The sequence below is a fragment of the Hoylesella timonensis S9-PR14 genome (genome assembly GCF_000762405.1).
Taxonomy (GTDB): domain Bacteria; phylum Bacteroidota; class Bacteroidia; order Bacteroidales; family Bacteroidaceae; genus Prevotella; species Prevotella timonensis_A.
Genome location: NZ_JRPQ01000278.1, coordinates 46,577 through 64,748, shown reverse-complemented (window position 1 = coordinate 64,748; position 18,172 = coordinate 46,577). Strand labels below are relative to the sequence as shown.

Here is an 18,172-nt window from a genome sequence, read left to right as displayed (position 1 = left end):
AAGTTCAGTTACCAGAGCGTTACCCGATTTCGTCATAGGTAACGATGGAGTAATGTTCGGTAACTGAATTATTTTCGCTCGTGTGGCTGTTGCTACGGTTGGCAGTTTTCTGCATAAGTGAAGAACGCTTTAATTCGGGTAACTTTGCCCATAAAAATTAAGGCGTATGAAAACAGAGAAAATGAAGGTGTTGCTCTACCTCAAAAAGAGCGGAAAGGATAAGCAGGGTAAGGCTCCCATTATGGGACGTATCACGCTTGGAAGGAGTATTGCGCAGTTCAGTTGCAAGCTATCCTGCAATCCCGATTTGTGGAATCCCCGTGAAAGCAGAATGGACGGAAAGAGTCGTGAGGCAGTGGAAGTGAATGCCAGATTGGAAAGTCTGCTGCTATCCGTCCAAACAGCCTATCAGTCTCTGCTATCCAAAGGTTGCCCATTTGATGCAACTGATATAAAAGAGGAATTTCAAGGAAGCGTTCAATCTAAATGTATGCTTATTGAAAGACTAGATAGGCTCATCAAAGAGAAAGAAAACCATATCGGCATTGACATCAAGGAGGGAAGTATATTTGGCTATCATTCCACTCGTACCCATTTGCAGAACTTTATACAAAAGAGGTATAAGGTTGCTGATTTGGCTTTCTCACAGCTTACCGAACAATTTATCTACGACTTCCAACAATACTTTATGGGGATTTGCGGGTTTCAGGAAAGTACGTTCTATAATGCTGCTACCCATCTGAAAACGGTATGCAGATTGGCTTATCGTGAAGGATTAGCCGATATTTTATTGTTTGACAAAGTCAAGGTAAGCAAAGGCGACAAGAAACTACCCAAAGCTCTTGATAGGTGTTCGCTTGACAAACTAATGAACATACAGTTTGGAGAGTTGGAGGAGGAAATGGAAACTGCAAGGGACTTGTTTGTCTTTGCCTGCCATACAGGTGCAGCTTATTGCGATTTGATGGAGTTAAACAGGTCGTATCTTGTCCGTGATGACGAAGGAAGCCTTTGGCTGAAGTTCAACAGGCAGAAGACAGGCGTACTTTGCCGTATCAAGTTGTTGCCCGAAGCCATCAGGATAATAGAGAAGTACAAGAGCGATGAAAGGGAAAGCCTATTGCCACAGATGAAATATGCCACCTATCAATCGTATCTTAAAGCATTGCGCCTAAGAGCTAGCATAGCCTTTCCCTTTACCACACATACAGCAAGACATACCTTTGCCACACTCATTACCCTTGAACAAGGCGTACCGATAGAAACGGTAAGCAAGATGTTGGGGCATAGCAATGTGAGTATGACCGAGCGATATGCAAAGGTTACGCCACAAAAACTATTTGTGGAATTTGAGCGTTTCCTTTCTTTCACGGAGGATATGCAGATGAGTATTTAGCCATAGAATAGAAGCATTAAAACTAAAATCATGATGAGAAGTACATTTAAGACACTGTTTTATATCAACAGACAAAAGACCAAGGCAAATGGTCTGACCTCCATACTCTGCCGTATCACGATAGATGGCAAGAACTCTGTCATTACTACAAACGAAGAATGTAAGCCTGCGGAGTGGAATGCCAAGCAAGGAATAACTACAGATAAGAAAACAAACCTTCGCCTGCAATCATTCAGAGAACAAGTAGAAAAGACCTATCAGGAACTGCTCCTAAAAGACGGGGTGATAAGTGCTGAACTGCTTAAAAACAGATTGCAAGGCATAGCGACTTCTCCCACCACTTTGTTGGAGCTTAGCAATACAGAACTACAATCGGTAAAGGAAGGTGTGGGCAAATCAAAGGCAGAAAGAACATACACTAACCTTTGCTATGCTAACAGGATGCTGTGCGAGTTTATAAGGGACTTAGGTAGTACGGATATAGAAATCCGAAGTATAACGGAGGAGTTGTTTGAGGAATACCGCTTCTTTCTTAAAAAGAAAGGATTGAAAGGCTCTACCATCAATAATTACCTTTGTTGGCTGAGCCGTTTGATGTTTCGTGCGGTAAGCCAGCGTATCATTCGCTATAACCCATTCGAGCATGCGGAATATGAAAAAGTAGAAAAGGCTATCCGCTTTCTTATCAAGAGTGATGTGGCAAAGCTGATGGCAATGAAGATATGTGATAGTGATGCCGAACTTGCAAGACGGATGTTCATCTTCTCTTGCTTTACAAGTTTAGCCATTACGGATATGGAACATTTGATGTTTGGGCATATCAAGAGCGCAGCGGACGGACAAATATATATAAGAAAGGAACGTCAGAAGACCAAGGTGGAGTTCATTGTGCCGTTACACCCCATTGCCAAGACGATTATCGAGCAGCAAAGGCAATTACAAGCGGTGAAAGAAGAAAGCAATAACACGAATATGGATAATCGTCTTATCTTTCAACCCTGTTGCAGCAGAAGTGTGTTAGCAGCGAAGTTAAGCATAGTAGGCAAGGCTTGTGGCATCAAGCAGCGTCTGTCCTATCACATGGCAAGACATACCTTCGGAACGATGTGTCTAAGTGCAGGTATCCCCATTGAGAGTATCGCCAAGATGATGGGACACGCATCAATTGCAAGTACGCAGATTTATGCGCAGGTAACGGACTGCAAGATTTCGGAGGATATGGACAGACTCATCGCCAAACATCAGGAAAAGAACAAAGAGGATGATAAGGTAACGGTAAAGGAAACTATTACCATAGGTACAATGGCTATTGCCAACACAGGCAGAAACAAAAGCATGGAGGAAACGGCATGAATACGGAAGATGGAATAAAGACCAAGGCTGCAATCCGTCTGGACACGGGGCGCAGCTACTTCGAGTGGGGAAATGGTATGCAGGTTATCCGCAGGGGAAAAGGCGATGTAGCCATGACCGAGGGCGAGCTTGCGAGGTTCTTTGGTGTGACATGGAGGAAAGTCTGTGGCAGACTTCGGGCGATAACCGAAGATTCCATCCTGTCTCCAGATGAAAGGAATGCAGGTGAAAGGAAGATTGTCACAGATAAGGAGGTAAGGGGCTACGCACCGCTTTACCCACTACCGACAATCATCGCCCTTTCCTTTCAACTTGACAGCGTAGAAGCCCACCTGTTCAGAAAGCATGTGTACAGTGAGTTGATGCGTCCAAGGAACTCTGTCATTCCTATCATCATATATGACAGGGGTATCAATAGCTGAATATGTACCAATCCTTTTTCTTTCACTGTTATCTTACTACATTACTAAAATACAAGGTAACACAGTGAAAGAGAAAGGATTACGTTGTAGTTGGTAGATGACTATATGTGCAACTACGGTATGACTACATACTACCAATCCATGAACGGAAAGGATATGTTTTTTAGCCGTGGAATGCGGTCAGAGAGGAAAATGAACTTTTGGGCATCACAAAATGATAACAGATAATCAATGAAAGAGGTGTAAATATGAAAGCAAAGCATCATCAAAAGGACGACCAAAGAAAGTCAGAGTGTAATCAGTCCAACGATAACACAAGAAAAGCTATCAAGCGTAGCTTTTTTGAGTGGAGCGATGGTATGCGTGTTATTCGTCAAGGCAAGGGAGAGGTTGCTATGACGGAGGGCGAACTGGCAAAGTTTTTCGGAGTTAGTTGGCAGAAAGTTAATCATAAGGTCAAGCTTATAAAACAGACTATGTGCTTAAAGTATTATGAGATAGAAGCAGGTAATGCTACCAGCAGCATAAGTAAGCAGGGGGATAGCGTGGAGAGTTATGCGCCACTCTGCCCCTTGCCCATTATCATCGCCCTTTCCTTTCATCTGAACAGCGTAGAGGCAGGTATGTTTAGGAAATATCTCTGCCAAAGGCTGCAATCTCCTGCGCCAACATTCATTCCTATTATTGTTGATACAGGTGTCACACAGGGGTGCTGAGTGGCAGTTATACAGACTACTGATTATATCCTTTTTCTTTCACTGTTATATCTTACTACATAACTACATTAAAGGTAAAGCGGTGAAAGATAAAGGATTAACGAGTAGTTAGGTTATCATCGAAATGGTACTACATAGTAACTACGCTTACCCTTCTTCTTTCACTGCTTAGGTATATCTATAAAAAGTTCAATAACCACTATCATTATTTTTAGGTATTTTTCAGGCAGATGAAGAAAAAAGTTGCCTACTTACTTGCTTTTTTCATGAAAAGTACATATATTCGCAACGTATTTATTTATAAAACTCTAAAAACTTACAGTTATGAAAGCAAAACAAACAACCCTTTACACTCTTACTTTCATATTAGCATTATTTGTAGGAGTGTTAACATCATGCTCTAATGATGATTCTTGTATTCAAAAGAACCAAAATAACATAAAAACAAGGGCATATTCTTCACAAATAGAAGAAGCGAAAGCACTGGCACTTCCTATCAATGAGGTAAACAGTATTCCTAAAGAAATCAAGGATAAACGAGCTGCTGCTGTTATCCTTTCTAATTACATCTCAATAAAAGATAGCTTATACTCTTTAGATATTTCTGAAAAAGATGCACAGACTATTGGAGTAGATGCTGATTTGTATAATTCCGTATTACAAGATTTGAAGAATACAAACAAAGCTATAACTGAGGCTAGATTGCATGGTGAAAAAGTTTCCTTACCAAATGTAAAAGAAGAATCTAAAAAGTATAGGATGTCCAAAGAAGTTCCACAAGCACTAACACGGTCTGGAAATAAAGGAAAGAACCAATACGGCTATATTTCTACTAATGGAACAGAAGAAGGTACAGATGCATTTCTTCCAACTTTCGATAAGAGTTCCGTAAAGTTTACTTGTCGAACTAATGCTGCAATAGCCCCTGTTTATACATGTAAAACTTTTGTTTTCGGAGGTTGGAATGCAAAAACTAAAGTAGGAACACTTTTTACAAATACAGATGTTGTTGTAAAGTTAGCAGCATCTGGTTCAAATGTAACAGCAAAATTGTATTATGCCACAACAGATTCTAATGGTGGATCATGTAATTGGGTTGCAATTGAATAATCATTTGTATTTCATAAGTAAAATAGAACACATAAAAGGTTTGAGAGATTATTTATCCACAAACCTTTTGTGTGTTTTGTAATATTCCAGTATTAATTTTGTGCTAATCTTAGGAGTAGGAGGTAAACACTAATCATGGGTGTTTACTCCTACTCGATTATAACTTGTAATATTCTTCCAGTAACTTTTCCAAATCCGAAGCCTTATAGAGCATCTTCCCAGCAAACTGCGTATAGGGTATAATTTTTCTATCCCTATAATCCTGCAAGGTGCGAGGGCTGATATACAGCCGCTCACACACTTCTTTACCCGTGAGGAAATGCTCACCGCCAAACAATGGCTTGTGCGTCTCTGCCACTTCCCTTATTCTTCTGACCACGTCATGCAGTGCGGTAAGCACCACCTGCATATCGTCCGAGCCAAAATTCAAATCTTTTGCCGTTTCCATAACTTGTTTATTTTTTAGGTTTGTCAGTTTTTGTAAGGAGCAGCCTTTCCACATCCTCACGTTTATAATAACACTTGTGTCCGATTTGTGCGAATGGCAGCACGCCTGTATCACGATAATGCTGCAAGGTGCGCTTGCTGATGTTAAGCAACTTGCACACATCACCATTGTGTAGCCAGTCGGTATGCTTACACTTCTCTCCAAATGCCTTGTGGCAGCAGTCTGCAAGACTTAATATCTCGTCCCTTAGTTTCTGCCAGTTCTGGTCTGTAATTATCAAATATCCCATACTTCTATTGTTTTGCTCGTTGTTACTGTTTTCTTGTGTTGCAGCGTTCTGCGCCCCAGCACGATGCAAAAGTAGGGATAGTTTCCTTATGCTCAAAGCACTAAGGAACAGCAGGGAAAACAAAGGAAATACGATGAAATTCCCTTCCTTATTCCTTGTCGTTATCAACGCTAATACGCCCACTATTCTTCTTTCACTGTCAATAGATATAGAGATACAACCTACCATTTGGCATAAGTATTCTGCCTTGTTCTAAGATTTCTGAGAACATAGAGATAAGCTCTTAATTTTTGCTTACATCTTTTTGTGGATTGCTTTTTGTTTAAATAGGTAGTTATTTTCGCCTTATCCGTTCTTTGTTATTCCTTTACTTATAGTTCACTACCCAAATGTGCAGAATACCGCATTTGAATGTGGTTTGTTACAAAGCCAATCAATTATTGGTATTTGTATCATTTCCTTTTATCCTTTGATTTCTCCATTTAATCCACTAAAAACTAAGATGTTTGATGATTTCCTACAAGGAATTTTATAGCAAGTCTATGCAACATTATGCAAGCACACCGAGAATGCTTGGCTATCAGAATTATCCTCCTTAACTTCACTTTCAGAAACCATTTTAGGATGATTATGAAGAAGTACGCAGACAATAGCAATATACGCACAGAAGATAAGCCGAAGCATAGTAGGCAAACTTCCAAAAACAAGGAGATAGAAAGCTACCTCTCCACCCATTATGACTTCAGATTCAACACTGTACTTGGCAGAACAGAGTTTTCTCCCAAGTGTGCCAATGTGTATAGCAAGGTCAGCCGTTATGACATCAATACCTTTCGCAGGGAACTTGATAGCGAGGAAGGCATCATCACTTCCGCTGATAATCTCTATTCCATCATCGAAAGCAGCTTTTCTCCCCGTATCAATCCCATACAGGAATACTTCAAGGCTTTGCCAGAGGTTGATGCTTCAGAAGTGCTGTACAAGATAGAGATAAACCAATGCGCCATCGCCAATCTTGCATCGTGCGTTACCGTCCGTAACTCCGAAAAGTGGCTGCCGTACCTTACCAAATGGCTTGTTGCAGTGGTTGCCAACGCTATGGACGACCGTGAATGCCGTAACCATACCTGTCTTGTACTAACAGGGGAGCAGGGAAAGTTCAAGACCACCTTTCTTGATTTGCTTTGTCCGCCTGCGCTTAAAGGTTACAGCTACACAGGAAAAATATATCCGCAGGAGAAGGACACACTTACTTATATAGGGCAGAACCTTATCGTGAACATTGACGACCAACTGAAAGCCCTCAACAAGCGTGATGAGAATGAACTCAAGAACCTTATTACCTGTCCGATGGTCAAATACCGTATGCCCTATGACAAGTATGTGGAGGAACATCCGCACTTGGCGAGCTTCGTGGCATCGGTAAACGGCAATGATTTCTTGACCGACCCGACAGGCAGCAGACGATTTCTTCCCTTTGAGGTGCTATCTATTGACATAGAACGAGCTAAAGCTATTTCTATGGATGCCGTCTATACCGAAGCTAAATCCTTGTTAAACGCAGGCTTTCGCTATTGGTTTGACGATGACGAGATAGCTGAACTCTACAAGGAGAGTGAGGACTTCCAAGTGCAGACCGCAGAAATGGAACTCTTGTCGTGCTGTTTTGAGAAGCCAATGGAGGACAATTCTCATTGTGCTTACATGACCACTACCGAAATACTCGCTTATTTAGGTGTTTATACGCATCAACCCTTGACACTCAAACGTATGGGCGAAGCACTCAAAAGAGCTGGCTTTGAAAAGGTAAGCAAGAGGCGTGAGGGTTGTAGTCCTGTCTATGTTTATAAGATTAGGAAAATCCACCCCTGCCCACTGGTAAATAGCTGTAGTAGTTTGATGTAGTAGAGTGTGTAGTATCATCGTTTACTGCAAAGTATTGTTGATTATTAATAACTTACATTAAAGAAGTATGTAGTAAGAAGAAAGTGAAAAAAGTTTTTAGGGGAAAAGCTTTAGGAAGCAAAAAAGCATCAATGAAGTTTGCGCTATCAGCATAATCAAAATATAATCCGATATAAAAATCAGAATGAATAAATGTTCAACCAATAATTATAATGACAATGAAAGATGAAGATTTATCACGCATTAAGCGATACCCCATAGTGGAGTATCTTGAAAGGAAAGGTATCAAACCAGTGCGCAGCACACCAGCCTATGCCCTTTACCATTCACCGTTTCGTGAAGATACGCATCCAAGTTTCAAGGTGGACACAGAAAAGAACCTTTGGATAGATTATGCTGAAGGCAAAGGCGGAAGTATTATCGACCTTTGTGTGCGGTTAGAAGGCTGCACGCTGTTGGCAGCCATCCGTCAATTGGGACGAAACGCTCCCGATTATACTGCTTGCAGTTCTCAAAAGACAGACAGGGCAATGAAAAGAAGTAGCAAACCTATGGCATTCGCAAGTGGGGCAAGAAGACTGACAGGTATATTAGACACCTTGCCACCCCACTTGCAGAAATACCTCACGGAAGAACGCTGCATCAACATAGAAAAGGCTATGCACTTTCTGCGTTGTATCAGCTATGAGGTAGGAGGTCGCCATTACCAAGCCATTGGTTTCGCCAATCAATCTGGAGGTTATGAGCTTCGAGATAACGGTATGTTCAAGGGAACAATAGCACCAAAGGACATTACTCCGATATTTACAGACAGAGCTAATCCTGTCTGTATATTCGAGGGATTTATGGACTTTCTATCCTTTCTTTCAATGAAAGAAGAATTTACCAACCACTGTCTTGTGATGAACTCCGTAAGCAATGTAGCGAGGAGCATCCGCTACCTCAATGAAAAACAGGTGTTTTCTATTCGTACATTCTTTGACAATGATGAAGCAGGACGCAGAGCTACGGCAGATTTCGTGAAGGCAGGTTTTAAGGTGGAGGATATGTCCGTGCATTACAGGGACTTCAAAGACCTCAACGAGTATCACGTCCATAGGGTACGTGAGAAACTAAAACGACAAGGACAGATGCAAGGTAAGTCTGTTAAGATGAAACAAGTTAAACATAAAATGAGATAGAAAAATGGAAAAGAAGAAAACAACAGAGGTAGAGTATGACCTTTCATATTATTTAGGTGGTAACGAAGAAGAACTGCTCGGAAGAAGTAGCCAGCAGCACACAAAGATGACACGGAGCGGTAAGCCATCAGAGGATGTCGAGCCATTACAGAACACAGAGGTATCACGGTGTACCGAGCTTTCACACGAAACTGAACAAGCAAGGCTGCCAGAGAATGCACCCGTTCAGAAACGCATCAGTGTCAAAATGAGAAAGGAAACGCTTGAAGCCTACAAGCAAGCCTATCTTTTACCTGCCAAACTCAGTAATAGGAAGGCTGTCTATCTGAGCAAGGAAACACAGGAACGTGCAGACCTTATCGTGCGAAGATTGGGCGACAGGGGCAGCAATCTTTCAAGTTTCGTGGAGAACCTCGTGCGCAGCCATTTAGATGAGTACGGAGAAGATATAGAGAAATGGAGGAAACTGTAAGCACGAAAAAAAGGTGAGGATTTCAAAAAAAGTGATGACCTTTTTGTGCAAAACCCTCAACCCTTTCTCGGAAAAATGAATACCATATTCTTGACCCAATAATTGAACGGTGGGAATGCCACGAACGTAGTTAGACAATGAATGCAGTGCATTCGATTTCAAGTAAAGAAACGCTTCGGGCGTTATCGGCTTTTTCACTGACATTGCAAGACGTCAGTTTGTACCCACAAACTGCGCTTGCTCCCCTCGATAAACAGTCGGGGAGATTAGACCGTAATCACTCCGTTCTCATCGGTCATCATTCAGAAATTAAGCAGTAATGAATCATCTATAATGATTAACTTTCAGAGAAACTTATATGAAGAAATACAGAAGAAAAGCTACCCAATGGCAGCAGAAGGACAATGAAGAAAAACAGATGAACAAGACGGAGTTCATCAAGGTTAGGTGTACTTTGGAGGAGAAGCAGCGCATCAAGGCAAAGGCAGAAAGCACAGGGCGGAAGTTCTCCGAGTTCTGCCGTGAGATTCTTTTGAATGGTGAAGTGGTAGCCGTTCCCAAGATGACCGACAATGAAAAGGAAGCCATTGCCGTACTCCACCGAACGGGAATGTACTACGCACAGGTTTCCAACCTCATCAGGATAAAGGACGAGTCATGGGTGCCGATAACCAAGAACCTTTCCATATGTGCCAAAGAAGCATTTAAGCGTTTTTTCGACCCTCACTTCCGCATTGGTGACGATATATATAAGGTCTTAAATCTGCCGAGATATGATAGGAAAGTGTAAGGCGATAGCGCACGGAAGTACTGCATTGGACTATATCTTCAGAGAGGGCAAGCTGGGTAATCGGCTTGCCTTCCATAACCTTTGTAGCAGAGAATCAAAGGCTATTTACGAGGAAATGAAGTTGGTCAGCGATTACAATACCAGATGCAGAAACAAATACCTGCGCATCGAAATCGGCATTGCACCACAGGACGAGAAGAAACTATCAGTTTCTGAACTTGCCCAAATAGCCCATCTGTTTGCCAAGAAAATGGGACTTGACAACCATCAGTGGGTGGCAGTAACGCACAAGGATACAGACAACAGGCATATCCACATTATTGCCAACCGCATCAGCCTATACAGCGAAGTCTATGACACCACCTTTGTAAGCAACAAGGCTGCAAGAATAACAGAGGAAATCAGCAGGGAGAAAGGCTTAACCATTGCAAAGGAAGTCAAGACTGAAAGGAAGCATAAGAAAGCGAAAGCCAATCCAACAAGAGAACAGACCAAGCAGCAGGTTCAGAAGATTTGCTATGCTCTGCTTGAAAAGTACAAAGGCACAGGTATCACGGGACACTCCATGTTCCTCTATGAGCTGAACAGGCAGGGAATAACCATAGAGCGCATGAAGAACAAGCAGGGAAAGGTCTATGGCTTGAAGTTCTCATACGGAGGACAATCTTTCAAGGCGTCGGAAATAGGCAGGGAGTTCGGCTACCGTTCCCTGAAGAAGAACTTTGAACCAACTAACAAAGAAGCATTAAAAAGACCACACCAAACGATACAGGAACCGATAGAAAAGAACGAACAGCCTGATACAGGCTATCAACTCGTACCCAAAAGCCGTTCCTCTATCTCACGAGACAATGACACACCACAAGTGCAGAATTCTATTAGTACAGTGGCAGACTCCATTGTTAGTGCAGCCGATGAAGTTGTGGAAGGGTTAGGCGATTTGATTACACCATCCGCACAGGGCGATGATTATGCCGAAGCAGCATGGCAGCGCAAGCTCAGATACCAAGCGAACAGAAAGAAACGAGGGAGAAAACTATAAGCCATACGAGTTTACAAAAAAACGCAAAACAAAGAATTTCTTAGCATAAACGCTTGTTATTCGGTAACAAAGTATTATCTTTGCAGACAGAATAACAAGCGTTCTTTGTTAGGCAGAAAACAGCAAAGCCAAGTAGCTCGCTCGTTTCCAAATCGTTACCTGTTTAGTTATACCAACAAGGTAACTTCTTTATTTTCAGATAGATATATTTTTATAATTATCTTGCGTTGCTTAACCCATTGACTTAACAGACTAATTCAGTGACTTAGCTGACTTAACCCATTGACTTTGTATCATTAACCCAATGACTTAACGACCTTAATTCATTGATTTAACGAGATTAACCCATTGACTTAGCAGGATTAACTTAATGACCTAAAAAGCCTAACCCATTGAGTTAATGTGTGCATTTGAAAGTTACGAAAAGCAAATAGAGCAGCATTAGCAGAGATAGATGTATTGATTGGTCGGGAAAATTGAACAAGAATGTTTGTGAAAAAAAGTTTTTTCTATCCTTTATTGCGGTGCATTCAAGGGTTTTTCGTAACTTTGTAACCAAATATACATTAAAGTATGACTGGAACAAAACAAATCAAGACAGCACTGATTTCAGTCTATCATAAAGACGGACTTGAATCACTGTTATCAAAACTGCACGCAGAGGGCGTGAAATTTCTTTCAACTGGTGGAACACAAAGTTTTATAGAATCGTTGGGATATGAATGCCAAACGGTAGAAAGCGTCACCTCATACCCCTCTATTTTGGGCGGACGAGTGAAAACATTACATCCTAAAATCTTTGGAGGTATCTTGGCTCGACGAGACAATGACAGTGATCAACAGCAAATGAAACAATATGAAATACCTGCGATCGACTTAGTTATCGTCGACCTCTATCCCTTTGAGCAGACAGTAGCAAGTAATGCACCCGAAGCTGACATCATTGAGAAGATTGATATTGGCGGCATCTCGCTCATTCGCGCAGGGGCAAAAAACTTCAAAGATGTTGTCATTGTACCCAGCAAGGCAGAATATAGCATGCTGGAAGATATTCTGAACAGGCAAGGAGCACAGACAACTTTAGAGGAAAGAAAGAAGTTTGCTGAGCATGCGTTCAAGGTGAGCAGCCACTATGACACAGCCATACATACATGGTTTACCAAATAATATGACAGATATGGATATCGCAAATCGAAGCGAAATCCAACATTAGGTCTCAATAAAATATTGATTTAGAAATGGGATTTTTTTCTTTTATCCAAGAAATTGCAATGGACTTAGGAACCGCCAACACTATTATTATCAGTGATGACAAAATAGTTGTTGACGAACCTTCCGTCGTTGCGCTCGACCGTCGTACTGACAAAATGATAGCAGTAGGCGAAGAAGCAAAAATGATGTATGAGAAGACGCACGACAATATTCGTACTATTCGCCCTCTGCGTGATGGTGTGATTGCCGACTTTACAGCCTGCGAACAGATGATGCGTGGACTTATCAAGATGGTAAGGCCTGGTAGACGCTTGTTCTCTACCTCACTGCGCATGGTCATAGGAGTACCATCGGGAAGTACTGAGGTAGAACTTCGTGCAGTACGCGACTCTGCTGAGCATGCTGATGGGCGCGATGTGTACTTGATTTTTGAGCCTATGGCAGCAGCCATTGGTATCGGTATAGATGTAGAAGCACCCGAGGGAAATATGATAGTCGATATCGGTGGTGGCAGTACAGAGATAGCTGTTATCTCTTTGGGAGGTATCGTATCCAACAACTCCATACGCACAGCGGGCGACGACCTTACTGCCGACATTCAGGAATACATGAGCAGACAGCATAATGTGAAAGTCAGCGAACGTATGGCAGAGCGTATTAAGATTCATGTGGGTTCTGCTTTGACTGACTTAGGAGATGAGGCACCAGAGGATTATGTGGTTCACGGTCCTAATCGTATCACCGCATTACCTATGGAAGTACCTGTTTGCTATCAAGAAATAGCACACTGTTTGGACAAGACTGTGGCTAAAATAGAAAACGCTGTCTTGTCTGCATTAGAGTCAACTCCACCTGAATTGTATGCCGATATTGTTCAGAATGGAATCTATCTCAGTGGTGGTGGTGCATTGCTCCGTGGTATCGACAAACGTTTGACAGACAAAATCAACATACCATTCCACATTGCAGAAGATCCTCTACACAGTGTTGCCAAAGGAGCTGGCATCGCATTGAAGAACGTAGATCGCTTCTCGTTCTTGATGAGATAAGGAGTGGTGTATTTTCACACTAATAATCAACTGTAAGTATGCGGAATCTCATTGAGTTTCTGGCACGTCAGCACCATTGGTTTGTATTTGTGTTACTTGAGGCAATTAGCCTTACCCTGCTTTTCAGCTACAATAATTACCAAAGTAGTGTGTGGTTTTCATCAGCGAATGTCGTTGTTGGTAGGATATATGACTGGAGTTCGCAGTTAGAGCATTTCTTCTCACTCACCAAAGTGAATGAAGAACTCACGGCAAGAAATATTGCGCTGGAAGAGAAGATTTCAGATTTATCCGAGAAACTGACAACAGTAACAAAAGATTCATCTTACGTGAAAGATAGCTTACTGCTACCTGTACAAGAGATGAAGTTGATTCCCGCCAAAGTCGTAAGCAACTCTATTATTCGGCCTGATAACCTCATGACTATCAATAAAGGTTCGAAAGATGGAGTGAAAAAGGACATGGGGGTGGTCTGCGGAACAGGGGTTGTAGGCATTGTCTATTTGGTGTCTCCACAGTATTCAGTAGTGATTCCATTGCTCAATACAAAGTCCAATATCAGTTGTAAAATAGAAAATAGAGAGTATTTTGGCTACTTGATTTGGCAAGGTGGAGCTACCGACATTGCTTATCTGGATGACATTCCACGACACGCACGGTTCAAGTTAAACGAAAATATCGTAACCAGTGGTTATTCGTCTATCTTTCCACCCGGAATAAAGGTGGGAAAGATTCTGCATGTGTACAACTCTGCAGATGGAGTTTCTTATAGATTAAGTGTCAAGTTATCAACAAATTTCAGTACGTTGCGCGATGTTTCTGTGGTCGATAACACCGCTATGAAAGAGCGCATAGAACTGATGCGGGCAGCCAGCGATTCACTGGAAGCTAAATAAAGATAGGAGTAAAGAGATGGGGGTTGATTTATTGAAAGGTATATCCATATTTGTAATATTGCTGTTATTACAAGTGCTGATATTTAACCATATCCATCTCTTTGGTTTTGCCACACCCCTTTTGTATGTGTACAGTATGTTGCTGTTTAGAAGAAACTTCCCAAAGTGGGGCATTTTGGTTTGTGGATTCTTGGCAGGACTAAGTGTTGACATCTTTTCAAACACCCCCGGACTGGCTTCTGCCAGTATGACATTTATCGGATTGATACAACCTTATGTATTAATGTTATTCTTGCCACGTGATAGTGCGGAAGACTTACAGCCGTCAATGCACACATTAGGCATATCTGCCTTTTGGGGCTATGCCCTTGTATTAGTGTTCTTGTATTGTCTCATCTTCTTTTCACTCGAAGCATTCAATTTCTTTAACTGGCTTCAGTGGCTCAAGTGTGTCGGTGGTAGTACGGTTTTAACACTGATTCTACTCATGACAATAGAGAATGTTAGACGAGGGTAGACATGCAAAGTTGACCCACGAATTGACGAATGAAGGATTATAATCTTGAAAACCGCAGGTATGTTATTGCAGGGGTGGCCATTACTATTGTGGTCATCTATACCATTCGTTTGTTTACTTTGCAACTGTTGAGCGATGATTATAAAAAGAATGCTGACAGTAATGCTTTTCTTAAGAAAATAGAATATCCGTCTCGTGGAATCATTACAGACCGTCATGGCAAACTGATGGTGTATAATCAGCCAGCTTACGACATCATGGTCGTGATGAATGAGCAAAAAGGTAGAATAGATACTCTCGAATTTTGCGAAGCCTTGGGTATTACCAAAGAGTTTTACCAGCAACGAATGACGGAAATTAAAGATCGCAACAAGAATCCAGGTTACTCACGGTTTACGCAACAACTGTTTATGAGTCAGCTCAGTGATAAAGAGTTTAGTATCTTTCAGGAGAAAATGTATCGGTTCCCAGGTTTTTATGTTCAGAAGCGTAGCATTCGACAATATCAATATCCATACGCAGCACATATCTTGGGAGATGTGGCAGAAGTATCACCCAGCGACATTGAAGAGGATGATTATTACCAAGCAGGAGACTATATTGGAAAATTAGGTATTGAACGTTCTTACGAGAAACAGCTAAGAGGACAGAAAGGGGTTCAGATATTATTACGTGATGTTCATGGTCGCGTGCAGGGCAGTTATCAACATGGAGCATTAGATAAAAAGCCTATACCCGGAAAGAATTTAACGCTTTCTATCGATTTACAATTGCAAGCACTCGGTGAACGATTGCTGGAAGGAAAGATTGGTAGCATTGTCGCCATCGAGCCTTCTACGGGTGAAGTGCTGTGCATGGTATCTACACCTACCTACGATCCACGTTGGTTAGTGGGAAAGAAACGCAGCAAGAATCATCTTGCTTTACAGCGAAATGTGTGGAAACCTCTCTTAAACCGTAGCATTATGGGACAATATCCACCCGGTTCAACCTTCAAGACGACACAGGCTTTGACGTTTCTCTCAGAAGGAATCATCTCCCCTTCCACCCCATTTGCCTGCCATCGAGGATTTTATTTCCGTGGACTTCACGTAGGTTGTCACGGTCATGCTTCACCCTTAGCGTTAATTCCAGCTATTAGTACCTCATGTAATGCTTTTTTTTGTTGGGGGTTGTATTATATGATGAGCAATCGCAAGAAATATAGAAACGTACAAACAGCCATGAACACCTGGCGCGACTATATGGTCAGCATGGGCTTTGGATACAAGTTAGGAATCGATCTCCCTGGAGAGAAGCGTGGTCTCATTCCCAATGCAGCGTTTTATGATCATGCTTACAAAGGCTCATGGAATGGACTGACGGTGATTAGTATTTCGATTGGGCAAGGCGAAGTCAATCTTACCCCATTGCAAATCGCCAATCTCGGAGCTACCATCGCTAACCGAGGATATTATTATGTACCTCATGTTGTGAGAAAAGTACAAGGCGATGCCATGGATACGCTATACACTCGAAGGCATTATACCAAAGCAAGCAAACGGGCTTATAATTACGTTGTGGCTGGAATGCGGTCGGCTGTAGAACGAGGAACATGTAGGTCAGCAAACCGATCTGATTATATTGTCTGTGGAAAGACGGGTACAGCAGAGAACCGTGGACACGACCACTCCGTATTCATGGGCTTTGCTCCCATGGACAACCCAAAGATAGCCATTGCTGTCTATGTTGAGAACGGAGGATTTGGTGCTGATTATGGCGTTCCTATTGGGTCTCTCATGATGGAACAATACATCAAAGGAAAGCTTTCACCAGCATCAGAGGCGAAAGCAAAGGTATTTCAAAATCGAAGAATAGGATATGGCAAGAGTAACCGATAAACCATCTGGCGTCTTTCGTTCATTAGACTGGTGGACCATTCTTATCTACATGTCACTGCTCATCTTTGGCTGGCTAAGTGTCTGTGGAGCAAGTTACACGTATGGTGATACCGATATTTTCAGTTTGAGTACGCGTTCAGGAATGCAAATCATCTGGATTGTTTCGTCCATTTTTCTCGGATTTGTCCTGCTCATGTTAGATGACAGATACTATGACATGTTTGCATATATCATCTATGCCGTCATGCTGTTGTTACTTTTTGCAACTATATTTAATCCCCACGAGATAAAAGGTTCAAGGTCATGGTTAGTGCTTGGTCCCTTGCGTCTACAGCCTGCAGAGTTTGCAAAGTTTGCTACTGCCTTGGCTGTTGGTAAGTACATGGGACGATATGGCTTTAATATTCATAAGTGGAAAGACTTTGCTTATGCGTTAGGCATTGTACTTCTACCCATGCTTTTCATCGTAGCACAGAAAGAAACAGGTTCTGCTTTGGTTTATTTATCATTCTTTCTCATGTTTTATAGAGAAGGAATGCCTGGCAGTGTTTTGTTCACTGGGGTGGCTATGATTATTTATTTTGTAGTTGGCATCAAGTATGAAGACGTACAGTTGTGGGGACTTCCTGTCTCTTTGGGTAAATTCATTGTCATTTTGCTCTTACAATTGTTTTCTACGTCCATGGTTTACCTCTACTGTAAGGATAAGAAACAGAGTCAACTCCTCACGCTTATTTCACTCGGTACCACCCTCATCGCCCTGTTGTTTGCCAAGTTTGTGGTGCCATTTGATATCGTTTGGATTCAATTAGTTGTATCATTCGCTTTGATTGGCTTTCTACTTTACAGCTGGTTAGCAAGCCAATATAAGAATTATCTCTACATTGCATTGTTTGCATTGGGTTCATTGGCTTTCTTTTACTCTGCCGATTATGTCCTAAATAATGTGATGAAGCCTCACCAAAGAGTACGTATAACAGTGCTGTTGGGCTTAGAAAAGGATATTTCGGGGGTGGGATACAACGTACATCAGAGCGAAATTGCCATTGGAGCTGGTGGACTGAAAGGCAAAGGTTTCTTGAATGGAACCCAAACAAAACTAAAGTTTGTTCCCGAACAAGACACAGATTTTATTTTCTGTACGGTAGGTGAAGAGGAAGGGTTTATTGGATCGGCAGGTGTATTACTGCTTTTCTTGGCTTTAATCTTACGACTTTTGAAAATGGCAGAACGACAACCTTTTGCCTTTGGGCGTATCTATGGCTATTGTGTCGCCAGCATCTTTTTGTTCCATGTCTTTATAAATGTGGGCATGGTACTTGGGCTTACCCCCGTTATTGGCATCCCCTTACCGTTCTTCAGCTATGGGGGGTCATCGCTATGGGGCTTTACCATCCTGTTATTTATATTTCTGCGCATTGATGCTGCACGCAACCTCGTCCATACGTAACAATACGACAGAAAAGAAAAACGGGAGTCAAACCCAAATTATCG

General features: G+C 41.9%; 18 protein-coding genes. 16 read left to right on the top strand and 2 right to left on the bottom strand.

Translation table 11 applies throughout. The annotated features are described in order from the left end of the window. Positions 1 to 166 precede the first annotated feature (166 nt). From HMPREF9304_RS13390 to HMPREF9304_RS13870, 5 genes are all read left to right on the top strand, one after another. Complete coding sequence (locus HMPREF9304_RS13390) at positions 167 to 1,396, top strand: site-specific integrase (RefSeq protein WP_036930024.1); 1,230 nt, start codon at positions 167 to 169, stop codon at positions 1,394 to 1,396. 33 nt (positions 1,397 to 1,429) lie between these two features. Continuing rightward, complete coding sequence (locus HMPREF9304_RS13385) at positions 1,430 to 2,749, top strand: tyrosine-type recombinase/integrase (protein ID WP_197061678.1); 1,320 nt, start codon at positions 1,430 to 1,432, stop codon at positions 2,747 to 2,749. Further along, entirely contained in the window at positions 2,746 to 3,171 is a 426-nt protein-coding gene (locus tag HMPREF9304_RS13380; protein WP_036930022.1) for a hypothetical protein, read from the top strand. Before HMPREF9304_RS13385 ends, HMPREF9304_RS13380 begins: the two co-directional genes overlap by 4 nt. A 248-nt stretch (positions 3,172 to 3,419) precedes the next feature. After that, positions 3,420 to 3,887, top strand: coding sequence for a hypothetical protein (locus HMPREF9304_RS13375; protein WP_231556642.1), 468 nt, complete (start codon positions 3,420 to 3,422; stop codon positions 3,885 to 3,887). Between the two features lie 324 nt (positions 3,888 to 4,211). Beyond that, positions 4,212 to 4,997, top strand: coding sequence for a hypothetical protein (locus tag HMPREF9304_RS13870; RefSeq protein WP_052046173.1), 786 nt, complete (start codon positions 4,212 to 4,214; stop codon positions 4,995 to 4,997). Positions 4,998 to 5,154: 157 nt separating this feature from the next. Here HMPREF9304_RS13870 and HMPREF9304_RS13365 read toward each other — a convergent pair whose 3' ends face one another. Beyond that, positions 5,155 to 5,445, bottom strand: coding sequence for a helix-turn-helix domain-containing protein (locus HMPREF9304_RS13365; protein ID WP_036882771.1), 291 nt, complete (start codon positions 5,443 to 5,445; stop codon positions 5,155 to 5,157). A 7-nt stretch (positions 5,446 to 5,452) separates the two neighbouring features. Beyond that, entirely contained in the window at positions 5,453 to 5,962 is a 510-nt protein-coding gene (locus tag HMPREF9304_RS15120; protein ID WP_231556641.1) for a helix-turn-helix domain-containing protein, read from the bottom strand. 402 nt (positions 5,963 to 6,364) lie between these two features. On the opposite strand from HMPREF9304_RS15120, the gene HMPREF9304_RS13355 reads away from it, so the two are divergent. From HMPREF9304_RS13355 to rodA, 11 genes are all read left to right on the top strand, one after another. Then, positions 6,365 to 7,639, top strand: a complete 1,275-nt coding sequence (locus HMPREF9304_RS13355) for a virulence-associated E family protein (RefSeq protein ID WP_036882775.1) — start codon at positions 6,365 to 6,367, stop codon at positions 7,637 to 7,639. Between the two features lie 218 nt (positions 7,640 to 7,857). Then, complete coding sequence (locus HMPREF9304_RS13350) at positions 7,858 to 8,820, top strand: toprim domain-containing protein (RefSeq protein WP_036882773.1); 963 nt, start codon at positions 7,858 to 7,860, stop codon at positions 8,818 to 8,820. A 4-nt stretch (positions 8,821 to 8,824) separates the two neighbouring features. After that, complete coding sequence (locus HMPREF9304_RS13345) at positions 8,825 to 9,292, top strand: DUF3408 domain-containing protein (protein WP_036930021.1); 468 nt, start codon at positions 8,825 to 8,827, stop codon at positions 9,290 to 9,292. A 358-nt stretch (positions 9,293 to 9,650) separates the two neighbouring features. After that, positions 9,651 to 10,082, top strand: a complete 432-nt coding sequence (locus HMPREF9304_RS13340; RefSeq protein ID WP_036930020.1) for a plasmid mobilization protein — start codon at positions 9,651 to 9,653, stop codon at positions 10,080 to 10,082. Then, a complete protein-coding gene (locus HMPREF9304_RS13335; protein WP_036930018.1) occupies positions 10,066 to 11,124 on the top strand; it encodes a relaxase/mobilization nuclease domain-containing protein in 1,059 nt (352 codons plus the stop codon). The genes HMPREF9304_RS13340 and HMPREF9304_RS13335 overlap by 17 nt, the downstream gene beginning before the upstream one ends. A 573-nt stretch (positions 11,125 to 11,697) precedes the next feature. After that, positions 11,698 to 12,291, top strand: a complete 594-nt coding sequence (locus HMPREF9304_RS13330) for an IMP cyclohydrolase (RefSeq protein WP_036930016.1) — start codon at positions 11,698 to 11,700, stop codon at positions 12,289 to 12,291. A 71-nt stretch (positions 12,292 to 12,362) separates the two neighbouring features. Further along, positions 12,363 to 13,385: a rod shape-determining protein gene (locus HMPREF9304_RS13325; RefSeq protein ID WP_008125450.1), complete on the top strand. Its 1,023-nt coding sequence runs from the start codon at positions 12,363 to 12,365 to the stop codon at positions 13,383 to 13,385. Between the two features lie 38 nt (positions 13,386 to 13,423). Beyond that, the gene (gene mreC / locus HMPREF9304_RS13320) at positions 13,424 to 14,281 is read left to right on the top strand and encodes a rod shape-determining protein MreC (RefSeq protein WP_036930014.1); all 858 of its coding nucleotides are present in this window, start codon (positions 13,424 to 13,426) and stop codon (positions 14,279 to 14,281) included. A 16-nt stretch (positions 14,282 to 14,297) separates the two neighbouring features. Further along, positions 14,298 to 14,798 carry a rod shape-determining protein MreD gene (mreD, locus tag HMPREF9304_RS13315; protein ID WP_036930012.1) on the top strand — a complete coding sequence of 167 codons (501 nt, stop codon included), beginning with the start codon at positions 14,298 to 14,300 and terminating at the stop codon, positions 14,796 to 14,798. Between the two features lie 29 nt (positions 14,799 to 14,827). Further along, positions 14,828 to 16,678: a penicillin-binding protein 2 gene (gene mrdA, locus HMPREF9304_RS13310; RefSeq protein ID WP_036930010.1), complete on the top strand. Its 1,851-nt coding sequence runs from the start codon at positions 14,828 to 14,830 to the stop codon at positions 16,676 to 16,678. Continuing rightward, a complete protein-coding gene (rodA, locus tag HMPREF9304_RS13305; RefSeq protein WP_036930007.1) occupies positions 16,659 to 18,128 on the top strand; it encodes a rod shape-determining protein RodA in 1,470 nt (489 codons plus the stop codon). Before mrdA ends, rodA begins: the two co-directional genes overlap by 20 nt. The last annotated feature ends 44 nt before the right edge of the window (positions 18,129 to 18,172 follow it).